Annotated in this window: 13 protein-coding genes; 2 read left to right on the forward strand and 11 right to left on the reverse strand. The window is 72.0% G+C overall.

What is annotated here, in order from left to right; translation table 11 throughout:
* Positions 1 to 16: 16 nt before the first annotated feature.
* Positions 17 to 1,135: an alanine dehydrogenase gene (ald, locus tag ACYQ1K_RS23640; protein ID WP_459985816.1), complete on the reverse strand. Its 1,119-nt coding sequence runs from the start codon at positions 1,133 to 1,135 to the stop codon at positions 17 to 19.
* A gap of 69 nt (positions 1,136 to 1,204) precedes the next feature.
* On the opposite strand from ald, the gene ACYQ1K_RS23645 reads away from it, so the two are divergent.
* Positions 1,205 to 1,750, forward strand: coding sequence for an Lrp/AsnC family transcriptional regulator (locus ACYQ1K_RS23645; protein WP_459985817.1), 546 nt, complete (start codon positions 1,205 to 1,207; stop codon positions 1,748 to 1,750).
* 47 nt (positions 1,751 to 1,797) lie between these two features.
* On the opposite strand, the gene xerD is transcribed toward ACYQ1K_RS23645, so the two are convergent.
* The 10 genes from xerD to ACYQ1K_RS23695 all read right to left on the reverse strand — a co-directional run bounded on the left by xerD (position 1,798) and on the right by ACYQ1K_RS23695 (position 11,976).
* Positions 1,798 to 2,712: a site-specific tyrosine recombinase XerD gene (xerD, locus tag ACYQ1K_RS23650; protein WP_459985845.1), complete on the reverse strand. Its 915-nt coding sequence runs from the start codon at positions 2,710 to 2,712 to the stop codon at positions 1,798 to 1,800.
* A gap of 97 nt (positions 2,713 to 2,809) precedes the next feature.
* Positions 2,810 to 3,403 carry an NUDIX domain-containing protein gene (locus tag ACYQ1K_RS23655; protein ID WP_459985818.1) on the reverse strand — a complete coding sequence of 198 codons (594 nt, stop codon included), beginning with the start codon at positions 3,401 to 3,403 and terminating at the stop codon, positions 2,810 to 2,812.
* Positions 3,404 to 3,411: 8 nt separating this feature from the next.
* The gene (pyrG, locus tag ACYQ1K_RS23660) at positions 3,412 to 5,112 is read right to left on the reverse strand and encodes a CTP synthase (protein ID WP_459985820.1); all 1,701 of its coding nucleotides are present in this window, start codon (positions 5,110 to 5,112) and stop codon (positions 3,412 to 3,414) included.
* 11 nt (positions 5,113 to 5,123) lie between these two features.
* Entirely contained in the window at positions 5,124 to 5,975 is an 852-nt protein-coding gene (locus tag ACYQ1K_RS23665; RefSeq protein WP_459985822.1) for a copper transporter, read from the reverse strand.
* Complete coding sequence (steA, locus tag ACYQ1K_RS23670; RefSeq protein WP_459985823.1) at positions 5,972 to 7,120, reverse strand: putative cytokinetic ring protein SteA; 1,149 nt, start codon at positions 7,118 to 7,120, stop codon at positions 5,972 to 5,974. Before steA ends, ACYQ1K_RS23665 begins: the two co-directional genes overlap by 4 nt.
* Positions 7,121 to 7,177: 57 nt before the next feature.
* Positions 7,178 to 8,938, reverse strand: a complete 1,761-nt coding sequence (gene recN / locus ACYQ1K_RS23675; protein WP_459985824.1) for a DNA repair protein RecN — start codon at positions 8,936 to 8,938, stop codon at positions 7,178 to 7,180.
* Entirely contained in the window at positions 8,931 to 9,887 is a 957-nt protein-coding gene (locus ACYQ1K_RS23680; protein ID WP_459985826.1) for an NAD kinase, read from the reverse strand. Before ACYQ1K_RS23680 ends, recN begins: the two co-directional genes overlap by 8 nt.
* Positions 9,884 to 10,756 carry a TlyA family RNA methyltransferase gene (locus tag ACYQ1K_RS23685; protein WP_459985829.1) on the reverse strand — a complete coding sequence of 291 codons (873 nt, stop codon included), beginning with the start codon at positions 10,754 to 10,756 and terminating at the stop codon, positions 9,884 to 9,886. The genes ACYQ1K_RS23680 and ACYQ1K_RS23685 overlap by 4 nt, the downstream gene beginning before the upstream one ends.
* Before the next feature lie 13 nt (positions 10,757 to 10,769).
* Positions 10,770 to 10,964 carry a hypothetical protein gene (locus tag ACYQ1K_RS23690; protein ID WP_459985831.1) on the reverse strand — a complete coding sequence of 65 codons (195 nt, stop codon included), beginning with the start codon at positions 10,962 to 10,964 and terminating at the stop codon, positions 10,770 to 10,772.
* A 10-nt stretch (positions 10,965 to 10,974) separates the two neighbouring features.
* Positions 10,975 to 11,976 (reverse strand): HAD-IIA family hydrolase, encoded by a 1,002-nt coding sequence (locus ACYQ1K_RS23695; RefSeq protein ID WP_459985835.1) that lies wholly within the window; start codon positions 11,974 to 11,976, stop codon positions 10,975 to 10,977.
* Positions 11,977 to 12,031: 55 nt separating this feature from the next.
* Here ACYQ1K_RS23695 and ACYQ1K_RS23700 point away from each other — a divergent pair, with 55 nt between their 5' ends.
* The gene (locus ACYQ1K_RS23700) at positions 12,032 to 13,150 is read left to right on the forward strand and encodes a DUF1015 family protein (protein WP_459985838.1); all 1,119 of its coding nucleotides are present in this window, start codon (positions 12,032 to 12,034) and stop codon (positions 13,148 to 13,150) included.
* Positions 13,151 to 13,212 lie beyond the last annotated feature (62 nt).

A 13,212-nucleotide genomic window follows, 5' to 3' on the forward strand; every position in this document is an offset into this window, starting at 1 on the left:
ACAGAGGTGGTGGAGGTCAGGCGAGAACCTCGTCGAGTGTGGTCGCCGGGATGCCGACCGCCGCACCGACGGGTGCGTTGGTGAGCTGGCCGGCGTGGGTGTTGAGACCCAGGGCGAGCGAGCGGTCGTCACGGCACGCCTGGGCCCAGCCCTTGTCGGCCACGGCGACGACGTAGGGCAGCGTCGCGTTGGTCAGGGCGTAGGTCGAGGTGTTCGGGACGGCGCCTGGCATGTTGGCCACACAGTAGAACGTCGAGTTGTGCACCTGGTACGTCGGGTCGTCGTGGGTGGTCGCGTGGGAGTCCTCGAAGCAGCCGCCCTGGTCGATCGCGATGTCGACGAGCACCGAGCCGGGCTTCATCCGCGAGACCAGGTCGTTGCTGACCAGCTTGGGCGCCGCGGCACCCGGGATCAGCACCGCGCCGATGACGAGGTCGGCCTCGAGCACCTGCTGCTCCAGGGCCAGCTTGGAGGAGGCCAGGCCGTGGACGCGGTTGTTGTAGCGCCAGAACGACATCCGCAGCTTGTCCAGGTCGGTGTCGAGCAGGGTCACGTCAGCACCCATGCCGAGCGCGATGTTCGCGGCGTTCTGACCCGACACGCCGGCGCCGATGATGACGACCTTGGCGTTCGCCACGCCGCCGACACCACCCATGAGGACGCCGCGCCCGCCCTGGGCCTTCATCAGGTTGTAGGCACCGACCTGCGGCGCGAGGCAGCCCGCGACCTCCGACATCGGGTAGAGCAGCGGCAGCCCGCCCGAGGGCAGCTGGACGGTCTCGTAGGCGATGCCGGTGACCTTCTTGGCCAGCAGCTCCTCGGTCAGCGGCTTGTCCGCGGCCAGGTGGAGGTAGGTGAAGAGGGTCAGGCCCTCGCGGAGGCGGTGGTACTCCGACTCGATCGGCTCCTTGACCTTCAAGACCGTGTCGGCGCTGCCCCACACCTCGTCGGCGGAGTCGAGGATCTTGGCCCCGGCCGCCTCGAACTCGGCGTCGGGGATCTGCGATCCCACGCCGGCCCCGCGCTCGATCACGACTTCGTGACCGTGCGCGACCAGCTCGTGCACGCCGATGGGCGTGATCGCCACACGGTACTCGTGGTTCTTGACTTCCTTGGGCACGCCGATCTTCGTCATGACCACGATTGTCGGCCGGATCTTCGATCACCCGCCAGGGTCATGAACAAGATTCGCTAGATTGGTCATATGCCTGCCGATCCTTCGTCCAGCGCTCCGCGGTCGAGTGCTCGCGCGAACGATGTTCGGGCTCCTGTCCTCGACCGCCCGGGGGTGGTGGCCCCGGTCCTCGACGACATCGACCGCATCCTGCTCGCCGAGCTCTCCGCCGACGCGAGGCAGCCGAACAACGCGCTGGCAGCGAAGGCCGGGATCGCGCCGTCCACGTGCCTCGGTCGGATCCGGGCGCTGCGCGAGTCGGGGGTGGTGCGCGGGTTCCACGCCGACATCGATCCGAGCCTCGCCGGCCGCCCGCTCCAGGCGATGATCGCGGTCAGGATGCACGGCCACGCGCGGGCACGGCTCGAGGCCTTCATGCGGCACCTCGCCGGCCTTCCTGGCGTGCTGAACGTCTTCCTGCTGGGCGGCGGCCATGACTTCTTCGTGCACGTGGCGGCCGCGGGCACGGACGGCCTCAACGCCTTCGTGATCGAGCACCTCTCGAGCAACCCCGACGTCGCCCTCACCGAGACCAACCTGATCTTCCAGCACGCACGGGCGGTGCGCTGGACCTGAGACCGCGCCCGCGGGCCCGACCCGCGCCCGGAGCCGCGTGGGGAGCCTCAGCGAGCTCGGGGATGGGCCGCGGCGAACACCTCACGCAGGTTGTCGACCGTGACGAGGGTGTAGATCTGGGTCGTGGTGACCGAGGCGTGGCCGAGGAGCTCTTGGACCACGCGCACGTCGGCACCGCCGTCGAGCAGGTGCGTCGCGAAGGAGTGCCTCAGGGTGTGGGGGGACACGTCCTGAGTGACCCCCGCTCGCTCGGCCGTCCGCACCAGCACCGTCCATGCCGACTGCCGCGAGAGCCGTCCGCCGCGCGAGTTGAGGAACAGCGCTCCGCCCGAGCCGCCTCCGGCGCTGGCGAGCTCCGGACGACCTCGCACGAGGTAGGCCTCCACCGCCGAGCGTGCGAAGGACCCGAGCGGCACCAGTCGCTCCTTGCCCCCCTTGCCGCGTAGGAGCACGGTGCCGTCGGCGCCCGTCGGGCCCCAGTCGACGTCGTCGACGTCGAGTCCCACCGCCTCGGAGATGCGCGCACCGGTCCCGTAGAGGACCTCGAGAAGGGCGCGATCGCGCAGCGCCAGCGTCGTGCCGGGCGCCCCCGCTGTCTCGAGGATCGCCTCGACGTCCGCGAGGGGCAGGGCCTTCGGCAGCCGCTTCGGAGGCCGAGGAGGACGTACGCCGGCAGCGGGGTCGGCCTGCGCGAGCCCGTCGGCTGCGGCGAACCGGTGGAAGCCACGCACGGCGACCACCGTCCGGGCGGCCGAGCTGGCACCCAGGGGCGGATGGTCCGGGTCACCCTCCCGAAGGGTGGCCAGGAACTGCGTCACCGTGCCCTCGGAGACCTCGTCGAGCCCGGTGACCCCCTGCGTCGCCAGGAACTGCTGGTAGCGGCGCAGGTCGCGACGGTAGGAGGCCAGCGTGTTCACCGCCGCGCCCCGCTCGACCGTCAGGTGGTCGAGGTAGGCGCGCACGGCGCGGCTGATCGGGCTCGCCTCGGTCACAGCCCCGGTCGCAGCGCCGGTCGCAGCGCCCACGGCCGCGCCACTCACCGCCTCGCTCATCGGCTCGTCATGACCTCGCGCCCACGAGGCCGCGCCCGTGTGCCATCAGGACGGCGACGATGACCGGCGTGTCGGTGACCCGCCCGGCGCGGACGGCCTCGAGCAGATCGGCGAACGGAACACGGAAGACCTCCATGTCCGCCTCCTCGTGCACCAGCTCGAACGCCCCTCGGTCCACCTCGCTCAACCCACGAGCGAGGTAGTAGTGGACCACCTCGGACGAGATCCCAGGCGAGGAGTACGCCGAGGTGAGGTGCGTCCACTCCTCGGCGCCCACCAGCGCCTCCTCGCGCAGCTCTCGCTTGGCGACCTCGAGGGGGTCCTCCCCGTCGGTGTCGCAGAGACCGGCGGGCAGCTCGACGAACCGACGCTGCCCCGCGTGGCGATACTGCGAGACGCACACGACCTGCTCGTCGTCGTCGACCGCCAGGACGACTGCGGCGCCCGGGTGCTCGAGCACCAGCCGGCGGAAGGGCTCACCGTCGGGATGGGTCGGCGACCTCACCAGGTCGGCGCGCAGGGCCAGGATCCAGTCGTCGCGGTGCAGATCCGTCGAGGCGACGACGGGCCAGGACTCCTCGACATCCTGGAGGCGGGTCACCTCACCCGTCACTCGACCACGGCATCGCGGCCGGGCTCGCGGTGCAGCTTCGACTCGTCGATCGGGAAGCGCTGCTCCTTCTGCCGCTTGATGGCTGCGCCGACAAGGCCACGGAACAGCGGGTGCGCCTTCGTGGGCCGCGACCGCAGCTCCGGGTGGGCCTGCGTCGCGACGTAGTAGGGGTGCACGTCGCGGGGCAGCTCGACGAACTCGACCAGGTTGTTGTCGGGCGAGGTGCCGGAGAACACCATGCCCGCCTCCTCCAGCTGCTCACGGTAGGCGTTGTTGACCTCGTAGCGGTGCCGGTGCCGCTCCTGGATCTCGGACGCCCCGTAGACCTCACGCGCGATCGAGCCGGGCTTGAGCTCCGCCGGGTAGAGGCCCAGTCGCATCGTCCCGCCCAGGTCGCCCGCGCCCTCGACGAAGGCGAGCTGCTCGGCGATCGTGGCGATCACCGGCTCGGGCGTGTCGGGATCGAACTCGGTCGAGCCGGCCTTCTCCAGGCCGAGCACCTGGCGGGAGTACTCGATCACCATGCACTGCAGCCCGAGGCAGATGCCCAGCGTCGGGATGCCGTGGGTGCGGGCGTAGGTCAGCGCCCCCAGCTTGCCCTCGAGACCGCGGATCCCGAAGCCGCCGGGCACCAGCACGGCGTCGACGTCGTGGAGGTGTCGCTGCGCGCCGGAGGGCGTCTCGCACTCATCCGACGCGATCCAGCGGATCTCGACCTTGGCCTCGTGCGCGAAGCCGCCCGCCCGCAGAGCCTCGGCGACCGAGAGGTAGGCGTCGGGCAGGTCGACGTACTTGCCGACGAGCGCGACCGTCACCTCCTCCTTGGGGTGGTGCACCCGGCGGAGCAGGTCGTCCCAGACCGTCCAGTCGACGTCACGGAACGGCAGGCCGAGCTTGCGCACGACGTAGGCGTCGAGGCCCTCGCGATGGAGCACCTTGGGGATGTCGTAGATGCTCGGCGCGTCCGCGGCCGTGACCACGGCCTCCTCGTCGACGTCGCACATCAGCGCGATCTTGGACTTGATGCTCTGCGGCAGCTCGCGGTCGGCCCGGCAGACCACCGCGTCGGGCTGGAGGCCGATCTGGCGCAGCGCGGCGACGGAGTGCTGCGTCGGCTTCGTCTTGAGCTCCTTGGAGGGCCCGATGTAGGGCACGAGCGAGACGTGGACGAAGAAGACGTTGTCACGGCCGATCTTCTGTCGGACCTGGCGGGCAGCCTCGAGGAACGGCAGCGACTCGATGTCACCGACGGTGCCGCCGATCTCGGTGATGACCACGTCGACGCCGTCACCGTGCATCGCCAGGATCCGGTCGACGATCTCGTTGGTGATGTGCGGGATGACCTGGACCGTCTCACCCAGGTAGTCGCCGCGCCGCTCCTTGGCGATGACGTTGGAGTAGACCTGCCCGGTGGTGACGTTGGCGCTGCCGCCCAGGTCGGTGTCGAGGAACCGCTCGTAGTGGCCGACGTCCAGATCGGTCTCGGCGCCGTCATTGGTGACGAAGACCTCGCCGTGCTGGAACGGGTTCATCGTGCCCGGGTCGACGTTGAGATAGGGGTCGAGCTTCTGCATCGTCACGGTGAGCCCGCGGGAGCGGAGCAGCCGACCGAGGCTGGAGGCCGTCAAGCCCTTCCCGAGGGAGGAGGCGACGCCTCCGGTGACGAAAACATGCTTGGTCTGGGCGCCCGACTTCATGGACCTCGATCCTATCCCAGCGGAAGGGGACCATCGATTCCGGACGCGCCGAAGCTCCCGCCGCCGCCCGTGACCTGATGGATGATGGCCAGCACGGTGGCGACCCGACCCGCTGCCGTCTCGACCCCGTCGACGGTCGCGACGGGCGCCTTGCGATCGCGCAGGGAGGCGAGGTCCTCGCTGCGGGTGCGTCCCGCCACGACGACGCCGTGCGCCTGGCCCGCGATGCCCTGCGCGAGGCCGTTCATGATCGCGTCGTCGAGGTTGTTGCCCGCGACGATCAGGACCAGGGGCGCCAGGGGGGCGTCAGCGGTGGCGCCGCCGAGGCCGCGCGTCAGCCTGGCCGCCTTGAGACTCTCGCGCACCGTGCTCGCCGGCGCACCGGCAGCCACGGGCGGGCCGTTGGTGGCCACCGCCAGGCCGAGGAGGCGGCCCATGCGAGGGTACGTCGACACCGACGGATCGGCCAGCGCGGGCAGCTGCTTCTGGAGCTGCGCCGCGAGCTGGCTGCCCATGGTGTCGACGAGCGTCTTCTGGCCGGGGGCGGTCAGCGCGTCGGTCACCTCGGTGCGGGTCGTCACGGCGCCGCCCGCTGCGACGATCTGGTCGACGAGGGCCTTGACGATGGCCGGCGCGGCACCGGGCATCGTCACCACGGCCACGCTCTGCTTGGCGAGTCGCTGCGCGTAGAGCGTGGGCGCCACCGTGCCCGCGAAGGTCTCGTCGAAGGCGGGAGGCCTCCGGGCGGACGCGCCCTTGCTCGGCGCGGCGTCGCCGCGGTTGTCGTCGAGCGGACCGGCGCCGAGCGCGACGCCGGCGGCCAGCGCGAAGAGCACGCACAGCAGCGGGACGAGGCGCCTCATCGCAGGAGCCCCTGCAACTGCTGGACCCAGTCCTGGCCGACGGCCGTCGTCGCGATCGAGGCGCCCACCGCCGCCAGGCCGAGCAGGACCGACATGCCGACATGCCAGGGCCGCACGCGCCCGGTGTAGAGCACCGGAAGCGCCTCGGCGTCGACCAGCCGGGGCCCGAGCACGAGCCTGGTGAGGTAGCTGCCGGCCAGCCCGGAGCGACGCCGGTCGAGGAAGTCCTCGAGGGTGGCCGTGAGGCCGACCCCGACGACCAGGCTCGGCCGTCCGGAGTTGGTCACCAGCAGCGCCGCATCCTCGGTCGAGATCGTCGTGCCGACGACATGGGGGGCGATGCCCATCCGCGCGAGGCCTTCGGTGACGCCGGGGACGGCGTCGGCCCGCTGCACGACGACCACGTCGCGCGCGCCGCGCAGGACCTTGGCCTCGGGCAGCGACTCGGAGCCCGACAGCACCACGATCTCGGGCTTGATGCCGATCTTGCGGACCTTGGCGGCCGCCTCGTCGACGGCCACGACGACCGGGCGCCTCTCGCGCACGAAGCGCTTGATCCGGGCGAGGTCGCCCGGGCGCGCCTGGGCGACGACCACGACGGAGCGCTCGTCCAGGGGCGTGTGCAGCATGGGGATGCCGGACCCGTTGACCAGGACGTCGAGCTCGCGGCGCAGGAGCTCGGTGCTGTTGTGGGTGAAGGTCTCCAGCTGCGCCGCCAGTCCGGCGCGCGCCTCCGCCATCGCCAGGCGGACGTCGTCCAGCTCGAGGGCACGTCCCTGCACCACCAGGTGTCCGTCCTCGTAGAGACCCCCGTCGCGGATCGTGATCTCGTCGGTCTCGGCGAGCCGGGCGAACGCGGAGCCGCCGATGCCTTCGACGAGCACGATCCCTGCCTCGGCGAGGAGCTCCGGCCCGAGGTTGGCGTAGCGCCCGGAGATCATGGGCTGAGCGTTGACGACCGCCGCGACACGGGTGTCGACGAGTGCACGGGCGGTCGCCTGGTCGAGGTCGACGTGGTCGATGACGGCGATGTCACCCGGCTCGAGACGCGGGAGGAGGCTGCGCGTCGGTCGACCCGTGCGGACGGCGCCCCGCAGGCCGGTGTCGACGTCCGTGGCGGTGCTGGAGCGAATGGGAAGTCTCATGACCTCTTCATCCTCACATCCGGCGCAGGCCCGATCCGGCAGCCGCTCCTCGGCGTGTCAGCGGGCCGAGCGCGCCACCTCCAACAGCTCGCGGGCGTGGGCGAGAGCGGTGTCGGAGTCGCTCATGCCGGCGAGCATGCGGGAGAGCTCCCGTTCCCGCCCTGCGTCGTCGAGCAGCGTCAGCCCGGAGCTCGTGACGCTCCCGTCGCTGGACTTCTCGACGACGACGTGCTGGTCGGCGTACGCCGCCACCTGCGGCAGGTGCGTGACGACGAGGACCTGGGCGGAGCGCGCCAGCTGCGCGAGTCGCCGGCCGACCTCGACCGCGGCGGCGCCGCCGACGCCGGCGTCGACCTCATCGAAGACGAAGGTCGGCACGGGGCTCGTGCCGGCGAGGGCGACCTCGAGGGCGAGCATCACCCTGGAGAGCTCGCCGCCCGAGGCGCCCTTGTCGAGCGGGCGCGGGTCGGAGCCGGTGTTCGCCGCGAGGAGGAGCTCCACCTCGTCGACGCCCGAGCTGCCGAATCGCAGCCACCGTCCTCCGACATCGAGGGGCGCCCGTGGCTCGCTGGGGTCGGCCGCAGGCACCTCCAGCTGCCGGACGTCGACCGTCAGCCGTGCGTGCGGCATCGCCAGACGCGTCAGCTCGGCCGTGACCTCGGCGGCCAGACGCTCCGCTGCCTCGCCCCTGAGGCGGGACAGCTGGGCCGCGGAGCTCGCCAGCTGGTCGCGGAGGCTGAGGCGCTCGGCGCGCAGCTCCTCGATCCGCTCGTCGGTGCCGTCGAGCTCGAGGAGTCGGGTGGCCGAGGCAGCCGACCAGGCGAGCACCTCGTCGATGGTCTCGCCGTACTTCCTCGTCAATGCGGTCAGGGCGGCCCTCCGCTCGGAGACGCCGGCAAGGCGAGCGGGGTCGGTCTCGATGCGATCGGCATAGGACGCCACGTCGGCGGCCGCGTCGGAGAGCAGATAGCTGATCTCCGCGACGCGCTGGGCCAGCTCCGCCGCCTCGGCGTCGTGGTCGCGGACGCCGTCGAGCAGCGACCGAGCGGCGCTGACCGCGGCGAGTGCGTCCGGGGCGCCGTCCTCGCTGGAGAGCGCCTCACGGGCCTGCTCGGCGGCGCCACGCAGGGTGTCCGCGAACCCCAGCCGGGACTCCTCCGCGGCGAGGGCGTCGTCCTCCCCCGGCTGCGGGTCGACCGCCTCGATCTCGGCCAGCCCGAAGCGGAGGAGATCGGCCTCGCGCGCCCGCTCCCGCTGCGACGTGGTGACCTCGTCGAGCTCCGCCTCCACCTGCTGCAGCCGCCGGTGGAGCGTGCGGTAGCGCGTGAGCTCCTCCTCGACCGGCGCTCCGCCGAACCGGTCGAGGGCGTCGCGCTGGGCGCGCGGGCGCAGCAGCCGGTGCTGGTCGGACTGGCCGTGGACCGCAACGAGCGGCTCCGCCACCTCGGCCAGCGTCGTGATCGGGACGGCCGCCCCGCCGACGAACGCGCGAGACCGCCCCGGGCCCGACGACGTCGGTGCCGCGACGCTGCGCGCGATGACGACGCGACCGTCCTCGACCTCACCGCCCGCACCGTCGACCGCCCGGGCGAAGTCGGGCAGACCGCTCGCGTCCACGATGCCCTCGACGCGTGCGGCCCGCGCGCCGCTGCGCACCGACCCGGAGTCGGCGCGGCCACCGAGCAGAAGGCCCAGGGCGGTGACGATCATCGTCTTGCCAGCGCCGGTCTCTCCACTGATGACCGTGAGGCCGGGTCCGAGCTCGAGGGTGGAGTCCTCTATCACCCCCAGGGAGGAGATCCTGATCTCCTCAAGCATCGCCTCGCTCCCTCCGCAGCCTCTCCGCCGCACCGCGCCAGCCGTGGACGGGCAGGTCGAACTTGGCGACCAGCCGATCGGTGAAGGGTGCCTCGTGCAGTCGCACCAGTCGCACCGGCTTCTCGCCCCGCGTCACCTCGATCCGCGCACCCGGCGGCAGGTCGACGGCGCGCCGTCCGTCGCACCACAGCACCCCCGCGCCGTCCGTGCGCCGGATCACCTCGACCGCGAGCTCGGACGTCGGGGCGACGACCAGCGGGCGCGCGAAGAGTGCATGGGCACTGATCGGGACCATCAGGAGCGCCTCCACGCCGGGCCACACGATCGGGCCCCCGGCACTGAAGTTGTACGCCGTCGAGCCAGTCGGGGTCGCACAGACCACCCCGTCGCAGCCGAACCGGGACAGTGGCCGGTCATCGACCTCGATGATGACCTCGATCATGCGCTCGCGCGACGCCTTCTCGACGCTGGCCTCGTTGACGGCGAACGTGCGGAAGACCTCCTCGCCGTCGGTGTAGACCCGCACGTCGAGGGTCAGTCGGTCCTCGGCCACGTAGCGACGATGGACCACGGCGTCGATGGTCGACTCGACGTCGTCATGCTCGGCCTCCGCGAGGAACCCCACGTGTCCGAGGTTGACACCCAGCACGGGCGTCCCGCTCGCGTGCGTCACCTCGGCCGCGCGCAGGATCGTGCCGTCGCCACCGATCACCAGGACGAGCTCGCAGCCCTCGGTCGGATCGCCGTCCGGCGGCGCCAGCTCCACTCCCTCGGTGATCGACGCATGGACCCCCAGCTCCGCTGCCTCGTCCGGTGGCAGCCGCACGATGAGTCCATGACTCACGAGCGCCTTGCAGAACGCGGTTGCGACGTCTCGCGCCTCGGCCCGACCGGTGTGGGTGAGCATCAAGATGCGGCGCACCTCGGGCGGAGGCGTCGGGTCGGTCACGGCTCCAGCCTCTCATCTCCGGCCGACGCGTCGAAGGAGGCGGTGGCGCTCGCGTCGCTCAGCCCCACCTTGTCGTGCACGGCCTGCGCGATCGCGTCTGCGTCGATCGTGGGCTCGCCGCGACGCAGCCACAGGAAGAACTCCACGTTGCCGGACGGCCCCGGCAGCGGCGAGGTGGTGACGGCTCGGGCACCCCAGCCGCGGGCCGCGGCTGCGGCCGCCACCGTGTTGACGGCCTCGGCGCGCAGGGCGGAGTCCCGCACCACGCCGCCCTTGCCGACGCGGTCCTTGCCCACCTCGAACTGGGGCTTGACCATCAGGGCCAGGTCGCCGTCGGGAGCCGTGACCCGCAGCAGCGGCTCGAGGACGAGCGTGAGCGAGATGAAGGAGAGGTCGCCGACCACCACGTCGACCGGGCCACCGATGAGGTCGGGCTCCAGGTCGCGCACGTTGGTGCGGTCGTGCACGTGGACGCGGTCGTCCTGCTGGAGCTTCCACGCCAGCTGGCCGTACCCGACGTCGACCGCCACGACCTCGGCGGCACCCCGGCGCAGCAGGACATCGGTGAAGCCGCCGGTCGAGGCGCCGGCATCGAGGCAGCGCCTGCCGGCGACCGAGAGGCCGAGGGGAGCGAAGGCGGCGAGAGCGCCGGCGAGCTTGTGCGCCCCACGCGAGACGTAGTCGGGCGTCAGGGGGTCGTCCTTGACGACGATCGGCACATCCGTGGTCACGCCGGTCGCGGGCTTCGTCGCGACGGCACCGCTGACCCTCACGCGACCCGCGGCGATGAGCTCGCTGGCCTGCTCCCGTGAGCGTGCGAGGTGTCGCCGGACGAGCTCGGCGTCGAGTCGGAGGCGACGCGGTGGCACAGCTCGTCCCCCGTCAGAAGGACTCGGGGGAGTCGTCGGCCTGGTGGTCGAGGGCGCGACGGAGCTCCTCGTGGGCACGCTCGAAGACAGCGACATGCTCCTCGACCGGCAGCTCCGCGACGCGATCGACCTCGTCGACGACGGCGTCGACAGCGGGGACGCCGGTGCGGTCCGACGCGGAGCCCTCGTAGGTCTGGTCCTCGCTCATGCGTGACAGGCTAGCGGGGAGGGGTCAGGTCGCTGACGACCGCAGGCGACCCCGACGTGTCGAGCCACGACCACGCGGCGACGGCGACGGCGCGCCACCAGTCGTCGGTCGCACCACTTCCGGACACTGTCACGACTCCCCCGTCATCTGTCACGGCGTCCCAGCCGCCGACCGAGCTCGTGCCGCCTTGGTCGAGGGCGACCGACGGGTGCGGTTCGAGGAGCCCCCGGAGATCCGCGGAGAGGTACGTCGGGCGCAGGTCCGGCGATGCCTCCACCAGCTCCGCGAGCCCCGTGACGCCGGTCAGCACGAGCAGGGAGTCGACACCGGCGTTGTGGGCGCCGGCGATGTCCGTGTCGAGCCGGTCGCCGACCATGAGCGGACGGTCGCCGCCGACGCGGCGTGCCGTCTCGTCCAGCAGCGGCCGTGCCGGCTTGCCGGCGATCACCGGCTCGACCTGCGTGAACCGGCGGAGCATGTCGACGAGCACGCCGTGGCCGGGGGCCGTGCCGTACGGCGTGGGGATCGTCATGTCGCTGTTGCTCGCCACCCACCACAGGCCGTCACGGATCCGGACGGCGAGGCGCATGATCTGGTGCCACGACACGTCCGGGCCGTAGCCGGTCGCCGCCGCGTCGGCCTCCTCCTCGACCCCGACCGGCGCGAGGTCCTCCGCGCTCAGGGCCTCGAGGAGCCCGGCGCCGCCCAAGGCGGCGACCCTCGCGCCCGGACCGAGCTTGTCGCGCAGGACCCGCGCCGCGGCCTGCGCGGAGGTGACCACGTCGGCCGACCGCGCAGGCACACCGAGCTCCGTCAGATGAGCCGCGACCGAGGCGGGTGGGCGCGAGGCGTTGTTGGTGATGAAGGCCAGGCGGATACCCTTCTCACGGACCTGCGCGAGGTGCTCGGCCGCGCCGGGCACGGCATGGCCACCCACGTAGACGACGCCGTCGAGGTCCAGCATGGCGAGGTCGTAGCCCTCGGACAGCGGCCGGTCGGATGTGCCCAACATGCCCGCCACACTAGTGTGCCGACGTTCGCGCTCACGGCGTCACTAGCATGACGGGATGGATGCCGGCGACGTGGTCTCTCCGCCGTACGTCGCCCGTCCACTGAGGCTCCGGCCCTTTCGGGCCCAGCTGCTGCAGCCCTCACGCATCGGCGACCCGGCCTCGGGACGCCTCTTCGCGAGGCCCTTCCGCTCGGTGGCAGCACGCCTGCAGCAATGGGAGCAACGGGGACGGATCCACACCGACTCCCACACCGCGCTGTATCTCCACGAGTACACCTCCGGCACCCAGACCGTGCGTGGCCTCGTCGGCGCGCTCGAGCTCGCCCGACGCGCGACGAGCCGGGCCGACAGTGTCGTGCTCCCCCATGAGGGCATCCACCCCGCTCAGGCCGACGAGCTCGCCGACCGGATGGAGGAGATGCGGCTCAACCCCGCCCCCATCCTCCTCGTCCACCGCGGCACACCGGCCCTGCGGACGCAGCTGACGGCGCTGGCGCAGACAGCGCCGGTGCGACAGTTCGAGGACGCCGGCGGGCAGCGCCACCGGCTCTGGGCCATGCGGACGGCGGAGGAGATCACGACCATCCAGGAGGCGCTGGCCGGCACCCAGGCGCTCATCGCCGACGGGCACCACCGGTACGCCGCCTACCTGCGCATGCAGGCGCGGTGCCCGGGGACCCCGGCTGATGCCGGGCTCGCCATGCTCGTCGACCACGGAGACACGCCCCTCCGCCTGCACGCGATCCACCGAGCGCTCGCCGGAGTCCGACTCGATGACGCCCTCGTGGCCCTGCGCGCGCTCGCACTTCCGGTCGAGTTCCGACCGGCCGCGACGACCGCCGATCTGGACCCGACGACCATCGCCCTCAGCGACGGACGACGGTGGGCCCTCACCCACGTGCCGAGTCCGCCGAGCACCATCGTGGAGCTCGTCCACGACGTGCTCCTGCCCTCCCTGCCCCGCGGTCCCCGCAGCGTTAGCCACCACCCGGACCCCGACGATGCCGTCGCCACCGCACGACGGCGCGGGGGCACCGCTCTTCTGCTGCCACCGCCGACCTTCGAGCAGGTCCTGCGCGCCGCGCGCGCGGGGCGACTCCTCCCCGAGAAGGCGACATCGTTCCAGCCGAAGCCGCATGTCGGCGTCGTGATGCGATCGCTCGACAACGAATGAGCACACACGGAGATAGATGGCCCACAAATAGCAGCAGGGCCATCCCTTACGGGATGGCCCTG

This window comes from Nocardioides sp. AN3, from assembly GCF_054653495.1.

Bases quoted from the DNA above. Each gene is read 5' to 3' on its own strand.
- ACYQ1K_RS23690 (WP_459985831.1), bottom strand. From the start codon at position 10,964: ATGAGCGAGGACCAGACCTACGAGGGCTCCGCGTCGGACCGCACCGGC.
- pyrG (WP_459985820.1), bottom strand. From the start codon at position 5,112: ATGAAGTCGGGCGCCCAGACCAAGCATGTTTTCGTCACCGGAGGCGTC.
- ACYQ1K_RS23665 (WP_459985822.1), bottom strand. From the start codon at position 5,975: ATGAGGCGCCTCGTCCCGCTGCTGTGCGTGCTCTTCGCGCTGGCCGCC.
- ACYQ1K_RS23695 (WP_459985835.1), bottom strand. From the start codon at position 11,976: ATGTTGGGCACATCCGACCGGCCGCTGTCCGAGGGCTACGACCTCGCC.
- recN (WP_459985824.1), bottom strand. From the start codon at position 8,938: ATGCTTGAGGAGATCAGGATCTCCTCCCTGGGGGTGATAGAGGACTCC.
- steA (WP_459985823.1), bottom strand. From the start codon at position 7,120: ATGAGACTTCCCATTCGCTCCAGCACCGCCACGGACGTCGACACCGGC.
- ACYQ1K_RS23645 (WP_459985817.1), top strand. From the start codon at position 1,205: ATGCCTGCCGATCCTTCGTCCAGCGCTCCGCGGTCGAGTGCTCGCGCG.
- ACYQ1K_RS23700 (WP_459985838.1), top strand. From the start codon at position 12,032: ATGGATGCCGGCGACGTGGTCTCTCCGCCGTACGTCGCCCGTCCACTG.
- ald (WP_459985816.1), bottom strand. From the start codon at position 1,135: ATGACGAAGATCGGCGTGCCCAAGGAAGTCAAGAACCACGAGTACCGT.